Source organism: Priestia koreensis (genome assembly GCF_022646885.1).
GTDB classification, from domain to species: domain Bacteria; phylum Bacillota; class Bacilli; order Bacillales; family Bacillaceae_H; genus Bacillus_AG; species Bacillus_AG koreensis_A.
Genome location: NZ_CP061868.1, coordinates 2641364 through 2658965, shown reverse-complemented (window position 1 = coordinate 2658965; position 17602 = coordinate 2641364). Strand labels below are relative to the sequence as shown.

The 17602-nt window shown below is 38.9% G+C and carries 22 protein-coding genes; 16 read left to right on the top strand and 6 right to left on the bottom strand.

The window, feature by feature from the left end; translation table 11 throughout:
• The first annotated feature begins 37 nt into the window (after positions 1–37).
• Positions 38–487, top strand: coding sequence for a GNAT family N-acetyltransferase (locus tag IE339_RS13835; protein WP_242168383.1), 450 nt, complete (start codon positions 38–40; stop codon positions 485–487).
• A gap of 273 nt (positions 488–760) precedes the next feature.
• Here the strand turns inward: IE339_RS13835 and IE339_RS13830 are convergent, their stop codons facing one another.
• The 3 genes from IE339_RS13830 to IE339_RS13820 form a co-directional block, all read right to left on the bottom strand.
• Complete coding sequence (locus IE339_RS13830; RefSeq protein WP_242168381.1) at positions 761–1264, bottom strand: HEAT repeat domain-containing protein; 504 nt, start codon at positions 1262–1264, stop codon at positions 761–763.
• Positions 1265–1687: 423 nt separating this feature from the next.
• The gene (gene lmr(B), locus IE339_RS13825; protein WP_242168379.1) at positions 1688–3133 is read right to left on the bottom strand and encodes a lincomycin efflux MFS transporter Lmr(B); all 1446 of its coding nucleotides are present in this window, start codon (positions 3131–3133) and stop codon (positions 1688–1690) included.
• Positions 3134–3228: 95 nt separating this feature from the next.
• Positions 3229–3789, bottom strand: a complete 561-nt coding sequence (locus tag IE339_RS13820) for a TetR/AcrR family transcriptional regulator (protein ID WP_242168376.1) — start codon at positions 3787–3789, stop codon at positions 3229–3231.
• A 154-nt stretch (positions 3790–3943) separates the two neighbouring features.
• Between IE339_RS13820 and IE339_RS13815 the strand changes: the two genes are divergently transcribed.
• The 4 genes from IE339_RS13815 (at position 3944) to IE339_RS13800 (ending at position 7201) form a co-directional block, all read left to right on the top strand.
• Entirely contained in the window at positions 3944–4711 is a 768-nt protein-coding gene (locus IE339_RS13815; RefSeq protein WP_347342725.1) for a phosphotransferase, read from the top strand.
• Between the two features lie 132 nt (positions 4712–4843).
• Complete coding sequence (locus tag IE339_RS13810) at positions 4844–5368, top strand: DinB family protein (RefSeq protein WP_242168374.1); 525 nt, start codon at positions 4844–4846, stop codon at positions 5366–5368.
• A 255-nt stretch (positions 5369–5623) separates the two neighbouring features.
• Positions 5624–6346 (top strand): nucleotidyltransferase domain-containing protein, encoded by a 723-nt coding sequence (locus IE339_RS13805; RefSeq protein WP_242168373.1) that lies wholly within the window; start codon positions 5624–5626, stop codon positions 6344–6346.
• Positions 6347–6655: 309 nt separating this feature from the next.
• On the top strand, positions 6656–7201 hold the full coding sequence (locus IE339_RS13800; RefSeq protein WP_242176199.1) for a GNAT family N-acetyltransferase: 546 nt from the start codon (positions 6656–6658) through the stop codon (positions 7199–7201).
• Between the two features lie 118 nt (positions 7202–7319).
• Here the strand turns inward: IE339_RS13800 and IE339_RS13795 are convergent, their stop codons facing one another.
• Positions 7320–7667 carry a hypothetical protein gene (locus IE339_RS13795; RefSeq protein ID WP_242168371.1) on the bottom strand — a complete coding sequence of 116 codons (348 nt, stop codon included), beginning with the start codon at positions 7665–7667 and terminating at the stop codon, positions 7320–7322.
• A gap of 163 nt (positions 7668–7830) precedes the next feature.
• On the opposite strand from IE339_RS13795, the gene IE339_RS13790 reads away from it, so the two are divergent.
• Entirely contained in the window at positions 7831–8148 is a 318-nt protein-coding gene (locus IE339_RS13790) for an antibiotic biosynthesis monooxygenase family protein (protein WP_242168369.1), read from the top strand.
• Between the two features lie 104 nt (positions 8149–8252).
• Here IE339_RS13790 and IE339_RS13785 read toward each other — a convergent pair whose 3' ends face one another.
• On the bottom strand, positions 8253–8453 hold the full coding sequence (locus tag IE339_RS13785; protein ID WP_242168367.1) for a hypothetical protein: 201 nt from the start codon (positions 8451–8453) through the stop codon (positions 8253–8255).
• Between the two features lie 55 nt (positions 8454–8508).
• Complete coding sequence (locus IE339_RS13780) at positions 8509–8781, bottom strand: hypothetical protein (RefSeq protein WP_242168365.1); 273 nt, start codon at positions 8779–8781, stop codon at positions 8509–8511.
• Positions 8782–9144: 363 nt separating this feature from the next.
• Here IE339_RS13780 and IE339_RS13775 point away from each other — a divergent pair, with 363 nt between their 5' ends.
• The 10 genes from IE339_RS13775 to IE339_RS13730 all read left to right on the top strand — a co-directional run bounded on the left by IE339_RS13775 (position 9145) and on the right by IE339_RS13730 (position 17599).
• Positions 9145–9558, top strand: a complete 414-nt coding sequence (locus IE339_RS13775; RefSeq protein ID WP_242168363.1) for a hypothetical protein — start codon at positions 9145–9147, stop codon at positions 9556–9558.
• 18 nt (positions 9559–9576) lie between these two features.
• Positions 9577–10881: an SMI1/KNR4 family protein gene (locus IE339_RS13770; RefSeq protein WP_242168361.1), complete on the top strand. Its 1305-nt coding sequence runs from the start codon at positions 9577–9579 to the stop codon at positions 10879–10881.
• Between the two features lie 98 nt (positions 10882–10979).
• A complete protein-coding gene (locus tag IE339_RS13765; protein ID WP_242168360.1) occupies positions 10980–11597 on the top strand; it encodes a YdcF family protein in 618 nt (205 codons plus the stop codon).
• Between the two features lie 52 nt (positions 11598–11649).
• The gene (locus IE339_RS13760) at positions 11650–11964 is read left to right on the top strand and encodes a hypothetical protein (protein ID WP_242168358.1); all 315 of its coding nucleotides are present in this window, start codon (positions 11650–11652) and stop codon (positions 11962–11964) included.
• A 270-nt stretch (positions 11965–12234) separates the two neighbouring features.
• Positions 12235–12495, top strand: a complete 261-nt coding sequence (locus IE339_RS13755) for a DUF5344 family protein (RefSeq protein WP_053402006.1) — start codon at positions 12235–12237, stop codon at positions 12493–12495.
• Between the two features lie 18 nt (positions 12496–12513).
• On the top strand, positions 12514–14682 hold the full coding sequence (locus IE339_RS13750; protein ID WP_242168356.1) for a T7SS effector LXG polymorphic toxin: 2169 nt from the start codon (positions 12514–12516) through the stop codon (positions 14680–14682).
• Between the two features lie 19 nt (positions 14683–14701).
• Positions 14702–15673: a hypothetical protein gene (locus tag IE339_RS13745; protein WP_242176198.1), complete on the top strand. Its 972-nt coding sequence runs from the start codon at positions 14702–14704 to the stop codon at positions 15671–15673.
• Positions 15674–15692: 19 nt separating this feature from the next.
• Positions 15693–16148 carry a hypothetical protein gene (locus IE339_RS13740; RefSeq protein ID WP_242168354.1) on the top strand — a complete coding sequence of 152 codons (456 nt, stop codon included), beginning with the start codon at positions 15693–15695 and terminating at the stop codon, positions 16146–16148.
• 54 nt (positions 16149–16202) lie between these two features.
• Entirely contained in the window at positions 16203–16658 is a 456-nt protein-coding gene (locus IE339_RS13735; protein WP_242168353.1) for an immunity protein YezG family protein, read from the top strand.
• Between the two features lie 224 nt (positions 16659–16882).
• Positions 16883–17599, top strand: a complete 717-nt coding sequence (locus tag IE339_RS13730) for a deaminase domain-containing protein (protein WP_242168351.1) — start codon at positions 16883–16885, stop codon at positions 17597–17599.
• Positions 17600–17602 lie beyond the last annotated feature (3 nt).

Sequence of the window (17602 nt, the reverse complement as noted above, 5' to 3'; positions counted from 1 at the left end):
CTTTCATACATATTTTGAAAAAGAAGGTGCCGAAACAATGACATGGTATATTAAGAGATTTGAAGAAATGTCGACAAATGAGCTGTACAGCGTGCTGAAAGAACGGGTAGACGTGTTTGTCGTCGAACAAAACTGTCCGTATCCTGAACTAGATGGAAAGGATCTTCTTAGCTATCACTTGTTTAAAGAAGTAGAGGGGGAAATTGCCGCATACTCTCGCCTTCTTCCACCAGGAGTGTCTTATGAGGAGGCTTCCATCGGACGCGTTCTTGTCAAAAAAGACTATCGCAAGCAAAAGCTAGGGGAAGAGCTGCTGAAGCGAGCGCTCGATTTTTTAACAAACGAGCTCAACGAATCACGTATTAAAATTCAAGCCCAGGATTACCTGCGAAAGTTCTACGGATCGTTCGGATTTGAAGTGATATCAGATGTTTACTTGGAGGACGGGATTCCTCATGTGGATATGATTCTGTCTAAAAAGAGGTAACATAATTTTCAAAAAGCAAGATTGGGCAAGGGGAGTGGGGAGTTGAAATTACATGGCGATTTCACAAAGAGAGACTGGTTAGATGCTTTTGAGGTAGAAGAGCACCAAATCCCTCTATCATTTGTTCTTCACGGTGAGTGACCACGAAGAAAATTTAACCCTTTTCACCTCAAAAAGCAAAGGGTAATTCACAACAATAATCACATAAGAAAACGCCGTTGATTTTTACTATCAGCAGCGTTTTTTCTTTCATTGGGTCAGATTTTCGTGTCATTATACTTCTTTTAATGAAAATAACAGGTCTAAAGCATCTGAGAGTATTTCCTTTTGTCGTTCTATTTCATCTAATTCTTTCTTTACCTTAATGATACATTTTAGTATTAAATCATCAGATAGATCAGAATGAATGTTTTCCTCAATTAGTTGATACGATTCCATTTGTACCTCAAAGTTTCCAGATAAAAGATGATAGATTAGCGTCTCTAAGTGTGAAGAACAATCAAAAGGTTTCAAGGCAAAAAGCAATGAACCTCTAAACCCTAAAGTCTTTGGGTCATTTATCATTTCAATTAATGGTTCTACTGCTATTTCATTTCCAATATCACTAAGAGTAAGTGCAATAGAATTTCTTAGTCGATGATTATCTGTGCTTTTTAAGAACTCAATGAGAAGCGGGATGGCGGGTTCGTACTTATTTGTCCCTACTTCCTCTAAAATACCTTCTGCTTCATCAATTTTTTCCTCTTCTAATGCTTTTTTTAGCTTTTCTAAGTTCATTTCTCCAAACTCCTTTGCTTATCAATGTTCTATCTTTATCTTAAATAAATTATATCTTTCCTAGTAAATACCTTATCTGTTAGCCCAATTCGCAGGCAATTTCACAACCATTTTCCCACATAGGTTTCATAGGTACAATAAGTATTGTCCCTATAAAGAAAATCTCTGCGAACGACTAGGGGAATTTTTGATAAAAGTACAACGAACGTTAATTGATCAATAAAAATAAAGGCGTGAATTCATTGGTGAATTCACGCCAAAAACTATTGTGATTTTAATTTTTGCACCCGGAATGGGAACCTGTTACCTTCGAGGACAATACCTTTTTCTTTTGATCGTTTAGCTGTGAGTTAGCTATTATTCTAATTCACTTTTTTTGTTCTACTTTAAAACTGAACGAATTATAAGTCCAGCACTGCTTTTTTATGATACTTCCTTCACATTCACACGCTTAATGAATAGAGATCCTAAAAATCCAATGATTGCGATCGTTAAGATAAACACGAAGGCGTGCTGTGTTCCAGCCGTGATCGAAGCAGAAATAACAGACGGGTCCGCAGGATTTTTTACGGTTGCCATGTAATCCTTTTGACCAGATGCCATAATACTTGCGGCTACGGCTGTTCCGATTGCACCGGCAATTTGCTGTAGCGTGTTCATAACGGCCGTTCCATCAGGGTAGAACTGCTTCGGTAGCTGATTCAAGCCGTTTGTTTGAGCTGGCATCATGACCATTGCAACTCCAATCATTAGACACGTATGAAGGACAATAATAAAGGCTGTCGTTGAAGCGGTATTAATGGTCGTGAAGAACCAAAGGACAACAGATATGATAATAAAGCCTGGAATCACGAGCCATTTGGGACCATACTTATCAAATAATCGACCCATCACAGGCGAGATAAGTCCATTTACGACCCCACCAGGAAGAAGCAACAGTCCTGCTACAAATCCGGTTAAAACAAGACCACCTTGCAAATAAATCGGTAATAATAGCATTGATGACAAGATCACCATCATACAAATGAAGATCATCACAAGACCAATCGTGAACATTGGATATTTAAACACTTTTAAGTTAATCATTGGCTGATCCATCGACACTTGACGGAGGCTAAATAGAATTAAAAACAATACACCAATTCCGATTGAAATAAGAACCTTTGGCTCTAGCCACCCAGCATCTCCTTCACCAGCGCTACTGAAGCCAAAGACGATTCCCCCAAAACCAATGGTTGATAACACAATGGAGAGGGCGTCCAGCTTAATCGTTTTCGTTTCAGACACATTTTGCATATAAATAATCCCGAAAATCAGTGAGAACACTAGAACAGGAAGTGAAATCCAGAAAATCCAGTGCCATGTTAAATGCTCAATGATTAACCCTGAAATCGTTGGGCCAACGGCTGGAGCAAACATAATAACAAGACCAATCATCCCCATCGCAGCTCCGCGCTTTTCAGGAGGGAAGATCAAGAGAATCGTATTGAACATTAACGGTAATAGAAGACCTGTACCAATTGCTTGAATGACGCGAGCCCCCATTAAGAAGGTAAACGTCGGTGAAAGAGCCGCTACAAGCGTTCCGACAACCGAGAAGGAGAGAGCAGCGATAAAGAGCTGTCTCGTCGTAAAACGTTGTAATAAAAGACCTGATACCGGAACTAAAATGCCAAGCACGAGCAGGTATCCTGTCGTTAACCACTGAACGGTCGTTTCTCTAATTTCAAATTCTCTCATTAAATCAGCTAGCGCCATATTAAGCGCTGTTTCACTAAAAAGCCCGATAAATCCGCTCATTAAAAAGGCAATCATAATCGGCAAAACTTTTATCTGTGTTTGGCTGTGCTGAGTAGCACTCGCATCCATTTTATTTCCCCCTTTTAATCAAACCATCTCATGTATATTCGTTACAGCTTGAACATTAGACCAGTCACTATAATTTTTATGTAAATGAACAACGTCTATGTTTGTTTTAACAGCTGTGGAATTTGTGCCGCTGCAATGCGAAGCGGTTTACTGCATTTATTGGCAAGAGCGCGCAAAATGCTGCCTTCGATTAAGGAATTAATGACAATTGCCATATCCTGTGCCCTCGCTTCGTCCCAACCGTTTGCAGTAAGCTTCTTGTAGTATCCGCCTTCCCAAGCCTCAAATGCCTGCTGACATGCTTGTTGTAGCAACTCACTTGTGGAAGCCGTTTCTGCTGCAAGTAATCCTACTGGAAAACCAGGGGCGTGATCATCTTTCTCAAAATGATCTGCTACGTCAAGAATGATGCGCTGAATAGCCTCAACGGCATCTTCATAGTTCTCAAGAATTTCTTCATTTTTTTCTTGAACAAACTCTTTCATATACTTAATTGCTTCAACAGCAAGCTGCTCTTTTCCTTGTGGAAAGTGATAATACATCGAACCCTTTGGCGTAGCGCTTTGCTCAAGAATTTGAGTAAGACCTGTTGCATGGTAACCCTGTAGCTGAAACAAGCTAGAAGCCGTTTGAATAATTTTATCGCGCGTATTCATAATCCATTCCCCCTTTCAAATCTATTTTTTCTATAGACCGATCAGTCTAATATAAAGAGAAAGCGAAGAAAAGTCAATTAATTTATGTAAAAGAGGACTTCTCTCTATTCTCACGAATCATGTATTGAACACGTTTAAGGAGGAGGAATAAACAATAAATATCGAACGTTTAAAACAAATAGAGAATATCATTGGTGAAGTAATTAACATTGAACTTCTAAATGAGCAGGGATGGACATCAAAAGTCAGTAGGGTACAAACTGAAACACATACTTATTTACTGAAAAGCGCGTTCACCAAAAGATACCGCTCATGGCTAGTACGTGAGGCATATGTGCTAGAAACCCTTCAATCTACTTTGCTTCCCGTACCAACATATTATGGTTTTTTTGAAGATGAAGAAGGAAGCCATTTGATTATGTCTTTTGAGGAAGGAATGACATTAAGAAAAGCCTTTAGTCTGGCTAAAACTGAGCAGGAAAAATGCAAGCTTATGAACTCGTTTGGTGAACTTATAAGGAAGCTCCATGAGTTGCCTTTGAACGAACCTCTCAGAAAATCCGTTCCCTGGCTAGATGGACAGCTTAAACAAGCGGAGATTAATTTGCATGAAGGGGGAACGGATGGAAATGATGTACTCCTGGAAAAGTTACATGCAGAAAAGCCAGCGCCCATTTTAGAGACGATGATTCACGGTGATTGTACGATGGAAAACGTTCTAGTGAGGGATGGAAAAGTAGAGACATTTATTGATGTCGCAGATCTAACCATTGGAGATCCGCGCTATGATGTGGCATTAGCAGTGCGACGATTCACCGATCATCCCCAATATATAGACGCTTTTTACGATGGATATCAACGACTTACTATCTCAAAAGAAGAATACGCTTATTTCGATCAAGGTCTATATGAATTTTTTTAGTCTTTTGCGTGCAGGTTGTTACTTCGATAATAAGAGGATATATTTACTTTTTATGGTACTATTGTGAAGGAGATATCAAGTTAAAGAGCAGGGTATCAAGATTTCTAATCGAGTAAATGAGGTGCACGTTTCATGGAATTTAAGATAGAAAAATTAAGGGGGTTTAGCGCCCAAATTGGTCACCTTGTCTCACAAATGAACTATGCTAGAAAAACAACTTTAGAAGCCGTACATGGTTTGACTACTTCCGAATTAGACTATTTAATGAGCGAGGAAAGTAATAGTATCGGGTCTCTTTTATTACATATGGCTGCTGTTGAAAAAGGATTTCAAATAGAGATTTTTGACGGTAGAAAACCCAATGAACAAGAAATGAAGGAATGGGGTGCACCATACAGTCTTGGTGATATGGGCAGAACACATATCAAAGGTCATTCCTTAGAGTTTTATATCTCCAAACTAGAAGAAGTGAGAAGTAGAACGTTAAAAGAATTTGCTACTCTAGATGATGATTGGTTGTATGAAAATAGAATATGGGATAACAATCCGTCTAATAACTATTTCATCTGGTTTCACGTATTCGAAGATGAAATTAACCATAGAGGTCAAATAAGAGTGATTAGAAAAATATTGTCTCAGAATTTGTCCTTAATTTAATGACAATTGCAGCCGTTCCTTAAAAGAATGGCTTTTTATATCTATCTCAAGTAATTCTATCCTGTACCTCTCGGGCATAAAAGGAGAGTTGTTCCTTTTCTAAAGCATTCCATATTTGTTTAATGTGCTGTTCTGCACGAGGATCAAACCGAGCAAGCACCCCAAACATATTATTTCACTCTTTCTAGTAACATTATATTATCACAAATATTCGGAATAATTTATAATAGAGGCATAGAAAAGGAGGGTTGCTTCATGATTCAGCGCTTAGAGCCTATGGATGCAGCAAAACAATTTGTTATGAGACACTTCCCGCTATGTAGCGGAGCCGTTTTGGCAGGAAGTGTCGTTCGGGGAGAGGCAACCGAAACATCGGATTTAGATATCGTCGTCTTCGATGAGAATTTACCGACTTCCTACCGGGAATCGGTCATTGAGCTTGGCTGGTGTATTGAAGTATTTGCGCACAATTTTACTTCCTACCAGGCCTTTTTTGAGCAAGATTGTAAACGAGCGAGGCCCTCATTGCCTCGCATGGTAGCGGAAGGATTTGTCCTCGTGGATCACGGGAAAGTAGAAGACATTAAACGAGAAGCGCAAAGGCTTCTTGATCAAGGTCCTGAGGCATGGACAGACGAGACGATTCAATTAAAGCGATATTTTCTAACCGACGCGCTTGATGATTTAATTGGTTGCACAAATAAAGCAGAAGAGCTATTTGTCGCCAACACGCTCGCAAATCTTACCCACGAATTTATCCTTAGGACGAATCGCCATTGGGTCGGTGACTCGAAGTGGATTGTTCGAGAGCTTTGCCGATACGATGAAGAATTTGCGGAGCGATTTATTGACGCATTTCATACGTTTTATAAGCTTGGTTACAAAGAGCGCATCGTTCAAATAGTGGATGAAGTACTCGCTCCTTTTGGTGGGCGTCTTTTCGAAGGATTCTCGCTAGGAAAAGAACAGGGCGCATAATGTGAAGGCGGTATTCATTGATCGAGATTTTGTTGGGGATATGCTTGTTGAAGCAGTAGAGAGGATTGGTTAAACGAAAGCTGATAAATTACCAGCTTTCGTTTTTTTAGTACATCTAAGATATCTATGAAGCTATTTTCTTTTCCACGTGCGCACACGAACAGGCAGTACCACATACAACACTACAAAAGCACATCCGAAAAAGCATCCTCGCCCAGGACCACCCTCATTGCCAACTACATTTCCCAAAAAACCTTTTAAATCTAGTATACTAGATCTATTCAATAATATGGAAAAAGGGGTGGTTTTATTATGATACCAACGGTCAACCTACGGGAGCTTCAACTAAAGGATGCCGAGGACCGCTATACGTGGTGCCTAGACAAAGAGGTAACCAAGCATTTAAATATGCCGGAAAAATACCCTCCGTTTACAAAAGAAGAAACGGCTTCATGGATTCAGATGTGTATTGATAAAACAAACGGCTACGAGCAAAAAGCAATCGTCACTGAAGAAGGTGTACATATTGGTTGGGTGGACTTGAAAAATATGGATACCTTAAATCATCATGCTGAATTGGGCATCGCGATTGGGGACAAACGTTACTGGGGAAAGGGGTACGGAATAGCCGCTATGAACGAAATGCTGTCATTTGGATTTCGTGAGCTTAACTTAAATAAAATTTGGCTACGAGTAGAAGTGGACAACGAAAAAGCCATTAAATTTTATAAGCGGATTGGCTATGTTGAAGAAGGAATTTTACGACAAGATCGCCTCCGTGAAGGGATGTACGTTGATCGTCTACGAATGAGCATACTGAAAAGTGAGTTTTTACATAGTGCCGGGTCCAAATAATGAGTGGAAGCTGCTGTTCATCATTATATACATATTTTAAACGATACGAAAACACGCCAAGAGTGATCTTGACGTGTTTTGTCATGGAATAAAGCACAACTAATTGGCCGTCGTTCGTTTAGCTATGCTTATCCGCTTCCTCTACCATCGAATCCGTCGCGTCTAACACGCTTTGTCCGCTGAACATGTCACGCTCCGCCACTTGTGTACCCGTGTTTAGCCATGAATAATAATTCATCGTCCATCTATTTTCCCATGGACGTGGACTATTTTTTTGCAGATCTTGCCACTGTATCTGTCGGATGACCTTTCCGGCATCATATTCAATCGGTGCTTGCTGTTGATTGACCAGCTGAGAAGGAAGGGAGTCTTGTTCTTCTAGCTGTGCAAATAGTGGGTGTGCGTACCCTGAAATGTATGTAAAAAGACCTCCCGCAACGACAATCATTGCCACTAGTTTCTTCATTTTTTTCACTCCCTATGACATTAGACGGGGAAAAAAGGGGAAAAGTTTCGCCATTTTTAAAAATATCTATAAAACTCTTTGTATTTCTATTAAAACATGATAGCATGAAAATATCAATTGATAATGATTATCATTACTGATTAAAACAGAAAGGAAGATCCATATGTTTGTACAATTAAAACGTATAGTCGTAGAAGAGGGATACGGTGATCAAGTCGTGGGTAATTTCCAATCCAAAACGATTATTCAAGAACAGCCAGGATTTCTAGACATGAGCGTCATGAAGAAAAAACAGCGTCGCGGAGATGAGGAAGTGCTCGTCATGATTCGCTGGGAATCTGAAGAAGCATGGAAGGCCTGGGAAAAGAGCGATGCTCATATCGCTGGACACCGAGCGAACCGAGGAAAAGAAGCACCATCTTATATGATCGATCGCAGTCAAGACGTGTACACAGTAGCGGACTATCGAACGAAACAATAAGTAGGAAAAAGAACAAGCTTTGGGGCTTGTTCTTTTTTATCGCGCTTATTTGCATCTTGTTTGTTCATAAAAACAATAACATTTATGGAGGTAACCTCAGGTGTTCACGACACAAGACCAAGTAACAAAAGTAAAAAACCGATATACAAGAACACTCCACCAGCATGCGGATCTGCCAGATAAAGAATGAACGTTCCTATTTTTCCTTTCGTTGTTTCGTCATCGTAATCTTTAAATACACTTGCCGCGTATATAATAGAGATTGCCATAATGGCTATCCCGCCGATAATCATCCAAATGTTCATAGCTATTTTTATAACCCGATTCATTGTCATAATACAATCTTTCATGAGTAATTAGTTAAAAGAAAAGTAAACCAATAACCCCCACAACGAAAACGCCAATAGCTGATATAAGTGCTTGTTTGATGCTATAACCTTTTGAACCAGTAGCAAAATCTGCAAATATTAATTTGAGCAGCTTTTCTTTTTTTAGTTTGATAAATAGGGCGATTAATAAAGCCCATGCAGTTAATACAAAACAAATAATCTTGCTTCCTAAAATACCCAATAAGAATACAAAGCTCATTAATATAAAGTAAATGATTTTTCTTAGTAAAGTTATTAGCATCATTTCTCCATCCGATTTTAGCTTAAAAGCTTTTATTCATACGATCCATTACCTTAAAATGAAATAAATCCCAAAAGAAATAATACAGCAAAAAGGTGATTTTAGATACGGTAAAATAGACCTTGTTTTTTGGTTAATTTTTAAAGATAAACATATTACCTTTTTGATGAATCTATGGTTTAGAAAAGAGGTCGTTTCAAGACATACATGAGAACTTCTATGATGTTTTATAGACAGTTCTCTCTATGCAGTGACGATGTTTTGTATTGTTGTTTAAAACACTTTGTTAACAACTGTTTTAAAGACCGTTCCCTCTGTAAAAAGGTATAATAGACGTATACATCAACCTTAAAAAGGAGAATGACCATGCTTACTGTTCAAAATGCTCAACCATTTATTGAAAATCAACTTAAAACGGACCCAACTATTGAATCGGTTTGGAGCGCTTTTAAAGAATTGAGTCGTCAGCCTGTTGAAGGAGAAGAGGAAGTCGCATTGTTATTTCAATGCGGAACGTATGATTTCACAGGCGAAAAGAAATTTCATTTTACATTTACTCGCCAGTTTTCGATCGAAGAAGAAGACGAGCCTACACAGCTTCACTGCGAATTTCTTTTTGAACCCTTACCGATATTTAAAAACCATACAATTGAAGAATGGTATTTTGAGTATGAAGGAGAGTTAGATGACTTTTTTAGTTCCGTTGAGAATGCAGACGCTTTTCAGCTAGCGCGAGATGCGAAACCCTCTGAATTTAGTGTATATATAGAAGAAATATAATAGGAAGGTCGAGAGAGAATGAAGCATTTGGTGAATCAGTGGGAAAATATCGTGCAGCTGGTACAAAACATAGGGGGAGAAGGGCATCTATACATGGATTCGGTCGCAACAGAGAATGAAATCGTAATGACTGAACGAAAGCTTGACATAAAGCTCCCTCTTAGTTTAAAAGAAGCTCTTCTCAGAGTCTCAAAAGCAATAGACGTCTGTTGGGAATTTCCAGATGAACTCATTGTTCCTAAACCATATAAGGACAACTCCTTTGGCAAATTGCAGTGGAATCTTCACGAGCTGGAAGTTCTTTGTGATGAACGGGACCAAAAACGCCTCTTAATTCACCATGTAGGGAATGGTGATTTGATTACCATTGACGTAGCAGATGATCAACCAGACGGTGAAGTCTATTATTGGTATGAAGATGAATCGACGGAATATTTACTCGCCAAAAACGTTGCTCATTTTTTGAATAACCTTACGACTCTTTGTCTAATTGGTTTAGAAGTGGAGCAAGTTGAATGGTTTTTATCTTCGGAAGGGTTATGTGCTGACAACCCCTTAGCTTTAAAATGGATAAAGTGGTTTTGGAGTCTGGGGAAGAAACCTGTTATTGATTATTCGACTACCGGAGATATCCTCCGCCTCATTACTCATTTAGGCGAAATTCGTCCAAAGCAAATGATGCAGTTAACACAAATGGACCGATCGGAAGTAAAGCAGGAACTTCTCACCTCATCGCTACTAGAAAACGAGTGGTACCGGGCTCTTTTACTAGGGGAACTATTTGGCTCTGAGATAAGGGAATGGGTTCTGTCACTTTGGGAGGGGGCAGATGAAAATCTGTTGAAAGAACGATCGTATTTAACAGCTAAGTGTTTACCAATACATATTGGCTTACCGCTTGTCATAAAGTTTGTAGAAGAGCAGCACATGACTGGTTATGAGGCCTTTCACCACCTTTCCTATTTTCGGGCTAATGACGTCATTCAGTGGATGACGAACTATGCAACGCTTCCTTTTGAAGGATGGGATAAACTGTTTGCAGCCTCTGACCCAACGTGGGAGGACCTTACACAATGGCTTACTTCAGATGAGAAACGACATATGTTTATTGCCATTAACGCGATTGGAGCTTTGCTGTCGTTTCGTGAACCGACCTATTTTGCGGATCGTTTAGCTTATGGTGAGAAACCATTTACAATCCGAAATCTACCTAATTCACTTCAAGTAGCGAAGTTCTTTGAAGAATTTAAGCAAACAGGGAGGGGGAGAAATCGCTATCATTATATTGATGCATTCCTTCACCTTCTGACTTCTATGCGCTAAACCTATCAGTTACACTCATTCATGAAATTGTCATATACTAGTAGTAAGTAACGCGATTGCGCTTACTACTAGACGTAAAACGAGGTGAACGATTGATCATGAAAATTTCCGAGCTAAAAGAAGAGGCGCTAACAGTAGAGCAAATGACTGATCTTTTGTTTACAAACATGGAAGATGATCTGAAAGACGGAGACTGCATTTTTGTCCCTGGCAGCAGCAAAGCGGTTGAGATTCGTCTACCAAAGGCCATTCAATTATATCAATTAGGAAGAGCACCACACCTTATTTTTTCGGGTGGTGGCATATGGGGGAAATCATCTAAGACTGAAGCCGCGTTGATGAAAGAAGAGGCGGTGAAAGTTGGCATCCCGGCACAGGCCATTTCAACCGAAGAGATTTCGCAGCACACAAAGGAAAATGTTCTTGCATCGCTTCTTGTGTTAGAACGAGCGCTCGGACTAGAAAACGTGAACCGAATTCTTGTTGTCACTACTATTTTTCATATGCGACGCATGCTTCTCACGCTTCAAACCTATATGCCTCCCTGGATCCACTACTCTATTTGCATCGCACCGAGTCATGATGTAACCAAAGAAAATTGGCGAAACACGCCTGTTATTCGTAGTCGTGTTGAAACAGAGGCCAAAAAAATTGTTCGTTATGTTCAGCAAGGTATTTTGAGCGATGACGATGTGATATTTAAAAAAACTTTGTAAAACCATTATATTCCAATTACACTAAAAGCAATAGATAAAAGGAGGTAGCGAAATGAAAACTGGACGACTATACCTTCAGACATTCCTCGAACTTTTCATTTTCATCGTCATCGGTTTCTTTTTTACACAATATGTTCTCCGCTTTGCATACGAGCGCGCAGGTATTGCATATAACGGAAACATTGGAGTCGTTTGTTTAGGTGCTGCGTTCTTATTATTATGTACATATACGATTTTACGTATCGCAATCGTAAAAAAACCAACGCCACTCTTAGCAGCCCGCATGCGCTCATTAACGTTTTGGCTCGTTTATATCTTTGGCATTTACAGCGTTCTTTCTCCATTTGCACGAGGCGCCATTTCATAACATGTTTACACATTATCTGTTCAGAAACCCTCATTCATTTTCATGACATGAGGGTTTTTTATGTTTTATAGGTTTATCATCCTTTGGAACTAGTGTAAATAAAAGGAAAGAACACCTAGAAAAATAGAGAATAATTTCCTATTTCTCTCTCTATACGTAACTTTTACACTATAAATATTGAAATTTTTATTTTTTCTTCTTGTGGGTTAATGCCCTCTAAGTAAAGAGGCGATAGCGAAGGGAGAAGAATTACGTAAGGAGCAAATGATTATGACGATGATTAAGCTGCGTTACGAAGATGTTATGCAAACGCTGAAGGATGTCGAACAGACCATTAAGCATTTGTCACTCCCAGACAATTTAGATATGGGAGACAACGTATTAGATACAACAAAAGAATGGAAAACAAGTGAAGCAGATCTAGGAGAGCTACTTAAAACCTATATTACCGCCTTAGAGAAAAGTGTAGATGATACGAAAGCCAATGTTGATCTACTAAAAGAACAAGATGAAGCCATGGTGCGCTCCTAATAAAAAAGGGTGAATAAAATGGGAAAAGTATATGATGCAGAAGGGATTTCGACATTCGCAAAAGAACGTGAAAAATCTTACAAAGCACTAAAAAAACAGCTCGATGCCTTGAAAAAAACTCTTCAAGCTGTTGTCGACTTAGATGATAGTCTGAAGGGAAAAGGGGCAGATAAAATTAAGGGATTTTATCGTTATCAGGTGGATACAGCTGATAACTGGATTAATCTAGTTGGGATGCTTCAAAGTTATTTTTCAACTCTCTATGTAAAAGCAGAGGAAGCTAAGCTTTCAGGAGAAACGTTTGTTACGGTTCCTTTCCTTGAGCAAGACGTTCAAAACGGGATTAGCCAAGCGAAAAAACTTGTCGACCAACAGCAAACAGATCTTCAAAAGATCTTTAATACCATTGATGATATTCTTCCTCTTTCTGTTTTTTCTAAGGAAACGTATGACGAATACATGGACAAAGCAGAAAAAAAGCGGAATAGTACGGTGAATGCGGTTGAAAAATTAGATGCGGACTGGTTAGAAAGTTATAGTGCAATAGACTCAAATCAAACAATAGTGACAACATCAACACAGTTGTTGCACGACGCCACCACTAAAGGCGGTCAAGCTTATCCTGTCTTATTTGATGAGAAGGCCTACCATGAAAGTCCGTTGTATCAAGTTCGGAAGGAAGCAAACGAATACGCAACGAATTATATCGATTACAACAAAGAAATGGCAGAAGTTCATAAACTTAAAGAAGAAGAAAAGCGACGAGAAATTGAAGAAGCGAACAAGGAATGGTACGAAAAAGCATGGGATGCGGCTTCTACCTTTACAGGAGAGGTCACGGGATATTATGATTCTAAGAGAGCGGTAGAAGGAATTGATCCCGTCACTGGACGAAAACTATCAGCCTCTGAGCGCGTCGCCGCTGGTGCAATGGCGGCCGCTGGCTTTATTCCTGTCGTTGGATGGGCAGGTCGTGCCATTAAAGGTGGAAAAGGAATTTATGCCGTTGCCAAAGGAGTCAACGCAGCAGATCATGCGTTAGACGCCTACAAAACGACTAAATCCCTCGAAGTTCTTTCAAAAGCAGAAAAAGGACTCTACGGGCTTGTTGCTGCAAACGGCCTGTACGAATTTGGTACAGGGAAAGACATGTTTGGAAATGAAATCTCCGACGAGCAGCGCCAAAACAGCCTGCTTCAGTCCCTCGGGATTGTGGGAGCTGGCGTCGTATCAACCAAGCTGGCAGCCAAAACAGCAAAAGCAGGAGCCAACGCTGTAGTCACTAGCACCAAAAAACTTACGGCTATGCGGAATGTTTTAAGCACACAAGCTACTGAACGCCTCATTCCAGCCGTCCAAAAAGGACAGCGAGTTTACCGCGCTGTTGCCAATGAAGTCAAAAACACCATGAAAAAAGTCGGCGAAATCAAAATCGCCCCAAAATCAATCAAAGTTTTCCAAACAGATGGCGCTCCTATTCCTATATGGATGGTAGACGACTGGTACAAGGTGAAAGACCTCGGCCGGATGTTTTCGGTTGGTGGTAGGGAAGCTGGTAGTAACGTTTCAGACAATACTTCAAAAAAAATTGAAGAGTTAGAGCAAGAAATAACTAGATTAAAAATGGACGGAAATGATAAAGAAGTCAAAAGATTAACGAGACAGAAAAAAAAATTGGCCAACAAGTTGGATGAGAAAGATATTATCAGTGACCATTATAACTTGGAGTCTGCAAAGGAGTATGAAAGAAAAATCGATAATTCGAAATATTTTTCTCATGATAAAGGTGATTTTGGGGAAGAAGTGACAAAGATTGTAGCCAAAGACAGCCAGTTAGGTGAAGATGTTTCCCACCTGTTTCAAGTGGGGAGGAATGGTATAGACGCAGCGTTTTTGACGGAAGGACCGCCGCCAAAGTTAACAATTATTGAATCTAAGGCCTCAGATTCGGCTAGTTTTAGTTACTCAGACAAACAGAAACAGGGTGGAAATACGTATTTTCAAAATATGATTAATAATGGCGATGCGAGATATGCCCATTTGAGGGAAAATTTAGAAGAACTACAAGAGGAAAATATCGGTCTAGAATTCAATTTTATTAGAGTGGAAACAGATATTAAAATCACTGATATTGGATTCGGTGTAGATGATTTAAAAGTAAAAGATTGGAACAAAGACATAGAGTAATTTACAGGAAGAAGGTGCAATAATGAACCAAAAAAAGTTAGAAATGGCTTATAAACGATATTGTAAAAATTTCGTGGTCGGCATTAAATTTGAAGATGTTCAAGAGAAATATTATGTTAGTCAAAGAAAGATTGGAAACATTGTAGAACACAATGAAACAACGAAGGATCACATCTTATTAATAAATTTAAATAAAATTTTCCGCTATTACCTATCACTATGGAAAAACGATGTGTTAATACGTGGCGGAGACGATGCTGAAGGGTTAAAGAACATGCAAAAAATCATATTTTATAAATGTATGGGACAGGAGTTGTATAATGTTAGATATCCAAAGATGATAGTAGAATATACGTTTAGGGAAGTCGTTATCGCACTGGTTCATTTCACCATGTATGGATGGGAGAAAGAAGAAAAGGTGCTATATGACTTTATGATTGATCACTTCGGTGAACATTTAATGGATACCAATGAAGAGAAAAAACACGTATGGTTCTTACTAGAGTTGTATTTGCAGTACAGAGATAAAACCATTCTCGGGACCAATGAAAAACTTCATCTCGTTGTGAAAAATGAGTACAACGAAACTGAAAAACCATGCTATTTAATCCCTGAGGATCTAAACGTGTATGACGAAGTGTTGAGACGTTGGTCGACTCCTGATTTAGAAGAAGTAGAACACCTCGTTTCAAACATGGCTCACTATCATGCTGTATTAGCCTCAGAAATTGGACAACTAGGGGAATTCGGTGACTTTACATACGCTTTTTACCCTATTGACCTCATATTTTTCATCTATGTACGGAAACAACGAGGGTTGCCAGTACCTGCTCAAATAGATCATTTTCTAATGAATACACCAGAAGGAAGAATGCCCGTTGCAGAACGAGAGCCCTATCCTAAATGGGATCCCTTACTTCAAATGGTTGATCAATTTTACCGCAAAAACTACCCGGACTATATTCCGAACAAACACGGAGAATTATTTTAGTAAAAGGGAGGAAGTAAATGTGCCGATTAAAACGATCGCAAACCTTATCTTTCCGAATCGCAGTGAGTTGGAAACGTTTTTGCAGGAGCAAGGAAGTGATGACTTACACGAAGACCTCTTAAACTATGGATTGACGACCAAACATTTCCTATACGTTGATTATAAAGGGGAGCAATATCAGGAAATCGTCAATTTTATTCTTGATTATGAATTTGATCACCAAACTGACTTAGCTTCACAAGAGGCACTAGAAAAATTAGAGACTTTTCAGTATGAATTTTTACCTGATAAGATTAAAGAGACGAATAAGGTTCTGTCACTAAAGGGGTATGGGCTATTTGCCTATCCTACCTCAGGCGACTTTTACGCATTATTTTTGGCAAAAATCGAGCAGATTCTCCCTATTCTTCAAGAAGAGGTTCTACTCGATGATCGAATCCCTTTTCAAGAACGATGTATCAAATATTACACCTAACAAATACAGGGCGATCTACAGCTCTTTCTAATTAAACTGAAGGTAAAAACTAGTATGGAAGAATTTGAAGATCAGTTTAGTGAGTCACAAACAGATATGATCTTGATCTGTATGGAATATGTTGAAGATCGAGCGGATAGAGTATATGTTTATGCTTCGTGTGAACAAGGTATTATTTCAAGCAGGTTCTTTTATTTGATTAATGACACACATGTAAAGTGTCACAAAGTAAATGATGCTTTAAGAGTTGGAGATGAGCAGTACGATGTGTCGGGAAATCGGCAATCAATGGTGTTGCGCATATTATGTGAGGATATTGAAAAAATAAAAGCATTATGTACTGAATACCGGAAAGAAATGCCAACCGAAATGAAATTAATCTATGATGTGAAGAGTGGAAGATTTACTGCTGAATACAAGTATGACTTACTTTATACGAACGATGACGTTAAAACAGCTACTCATATGTACAATGAATGGTTTGAGGAAGTAAAAAAGAAAAAACTTTAAAAAATGCACAAGAATTATAGATAATTAAAAAATAGTTAGTTTATAGTCCACTAAATAATCAAACCTTGCAAGCGATAATTGGTTATCCAATTATCGCTTGTTTTATGCAAGGAGAAATTCCAAAAATAGAATTAATATGATGAAAAACAACGTTTAAAGAGAGGGTACGAAAGAAAAAAAGAGTGGATTGTCTCAGCAAATCCTACAGCAAAAAGCTTACGGCTATGCGGAATGTTTTAAGCACACAAGCTACTGAACGCCTCATTCCAGCCGTTCAAAAAGGACAGCGAGTTTACCGCGCTGTTGCCAATGAAGTCAAAAACACCATGAAAAAAATCGGCGAAATCAAAATCGCCCCAAAATCAATCAAAGTTTTCCAAACAGATGGCGCTCCTATTTCTATATGGATGGTAGATGACTGGTACAAGGTGAAAGACGTCGGGCGGATGTTTTCGGTTGGAGGTAGGGGTACTAAGGGTACGGGTAATCTTTCATATACACAAAAAGTAGATAAATATCAAGAAAGGACCCAGGCTATCCGTGATAATTTACCATCAAAATATAAGAAATATGGTAACGTTGCAGTAGCGGATGTTAATATTTCTGGACTTAAGTCAGAATTTAAAGCGCATAGTAGAATTCATAAAGAATATGAAGGTGGTTTTTCATATGTCATTGGTGAAGGTAAATTTCCAGCTAAGTCAGTTAACCATAAAGGAGAAACAGATGCACCAAATGCGTTCTTAAGAGCTAATGATACTGAACGTAAAATCCTTGAAGATATATCAAGGCAATTAGGCGATGATAAGACTGTTAAGGGAACAATTGATTTATTTACGGAGTTACCTGCTTGTGGAAGTTGTACAGATATAATTTTGCAGTTTAGAAAAGAATATCCGAATATCAAATTAAATGTATACTCGGGAGAATTTAAAGATTAGAAG

What these genes read in the sequence shown, in the direction of transcription:
- IE339_RS13835 (WP_242168383.1), top strand. Translation starts at nt 38, where the DNA reads ATGACATGGTATATTAAGAGATTTGAAGAAATGTCGACAAATGAGCTG.
- IE339_RS13830 (WP_242168381.1), bottom strand. Translation starts at nt 1,264, where the DNA reads ATGAACTTAGAAAAGCTAAAAAAAGCATTAGAAGAGGAAAAAATTGAT.
- IE339_RS13820 (WP_242168376.1), bottom strand. Translation starts at nt 3,789, where the DNA reads ATGAATACGCGCGATAAAATTATTCAAACGGCTTCTAGCTTGTTTCAG.
- IE339_RS13810 (WP_242168374.1), top strand. Translation starts at nt 4,844, where the DNA reads ATGGAATTTAAGATAGAAAAATTAAGGGGGTTTAGCGCCCAAATTGGT.
- IE339_RS13805 (WP_242168373.1), top strand. Translation starts at nt 5,624, where the DNA reads ATGATTCAGCGCTTAGAGCCTATGGATGCAGCAAAACAATTTGTTATG.
- IE339_RS13795 (WP_242168371.1), bottom strand. Translation starts at nt 7,667, where the DNA reads ATGAAGAAACTAGTGGCAATGATTGTCGTTGCGGGAGGTCTTTTTACA.
- IE339_RS13790 (WP_242168369.1), top strand. Translation starts at nt 7,831, where the DNA reads ATGTTTGTACAATTAAAACGTATAGTCGTAGAAGAGGGATACGGTGAT.
- IE339_RS13785 (WP_242168367.1), bottom strand. Translation starts at nt 8,453, where the DNA reads ATGAACATTTGGATGATTATCGGCGGGATAGCCATTATGGCAATCTCT.
- IE339_RS13780 (WP_242168365.1), bottom strand. Translation starts at nt 8,781, where the DNA reads ATGATGCTAATAACTTTACTAAGAAAAATCATTTACTTTATATTAATG.
- IE339_RS13775 (WP_242168363.1), top strand. Translation starts at nt 9,145, where the DNA reads ATGCTTACTGTTCAAAATGCTCAACCATTTATTGAAAATCAACTTAAA.
- IE339_RS13770 (WP_242168361.1), top strand. Translation starts at nt 9,577, where the DNA reads ATGAAGCATTTGGTGAATCAGTGGGAAAATATCGTGCAGCTGGTACAA.
- IE339_RS13765 (WP_242168360.1), top strand. Translation starts at nt 10,980, where the DNA reads ATGAAAATTTCCGAGCTAAAAGAAGAGGCGCTAACAGTAGAGCAAATG.
- IE339_RS13760 (WP_242168358.1), top strand. Translation starts at nt 11,650, where the DNA reads ATGAAAACTGGACGACTATACCTTCAGACATTCCTCGAACTTTTCATT.
- IE339_RS13755 (WP_053402006.1), top strand. Translation starts at nt 12,235, where the DNA reads ATGACGATGATTAAGCTGCGTTACGAAGATGTTATGCAAACGCTGAAG.
- IE339_RS13750 (WP_242168356.1), top strand. Translation starts at nt 12,514, where the DNA reads ATGGGAAAAGTATATGATGCAGAAGGGATTTCGACATTCGCAAAAGAA.
- IE339_RS13735 (WP_242168353.1), top strand. Translation starts at nt 16,203, where the DNA reads ATGGAAGAATTTGAAGATCAGTTTAGTGAGTCACAAACAGATATGATC.
- IE339_RS13730 (WP_242168351.1), top strand. Translation starts at nt 16,883, where the DNA reads ATGCGGAATGTTTTAAGCACACAAGCTACTGAACGCCTCATTCCAGCC.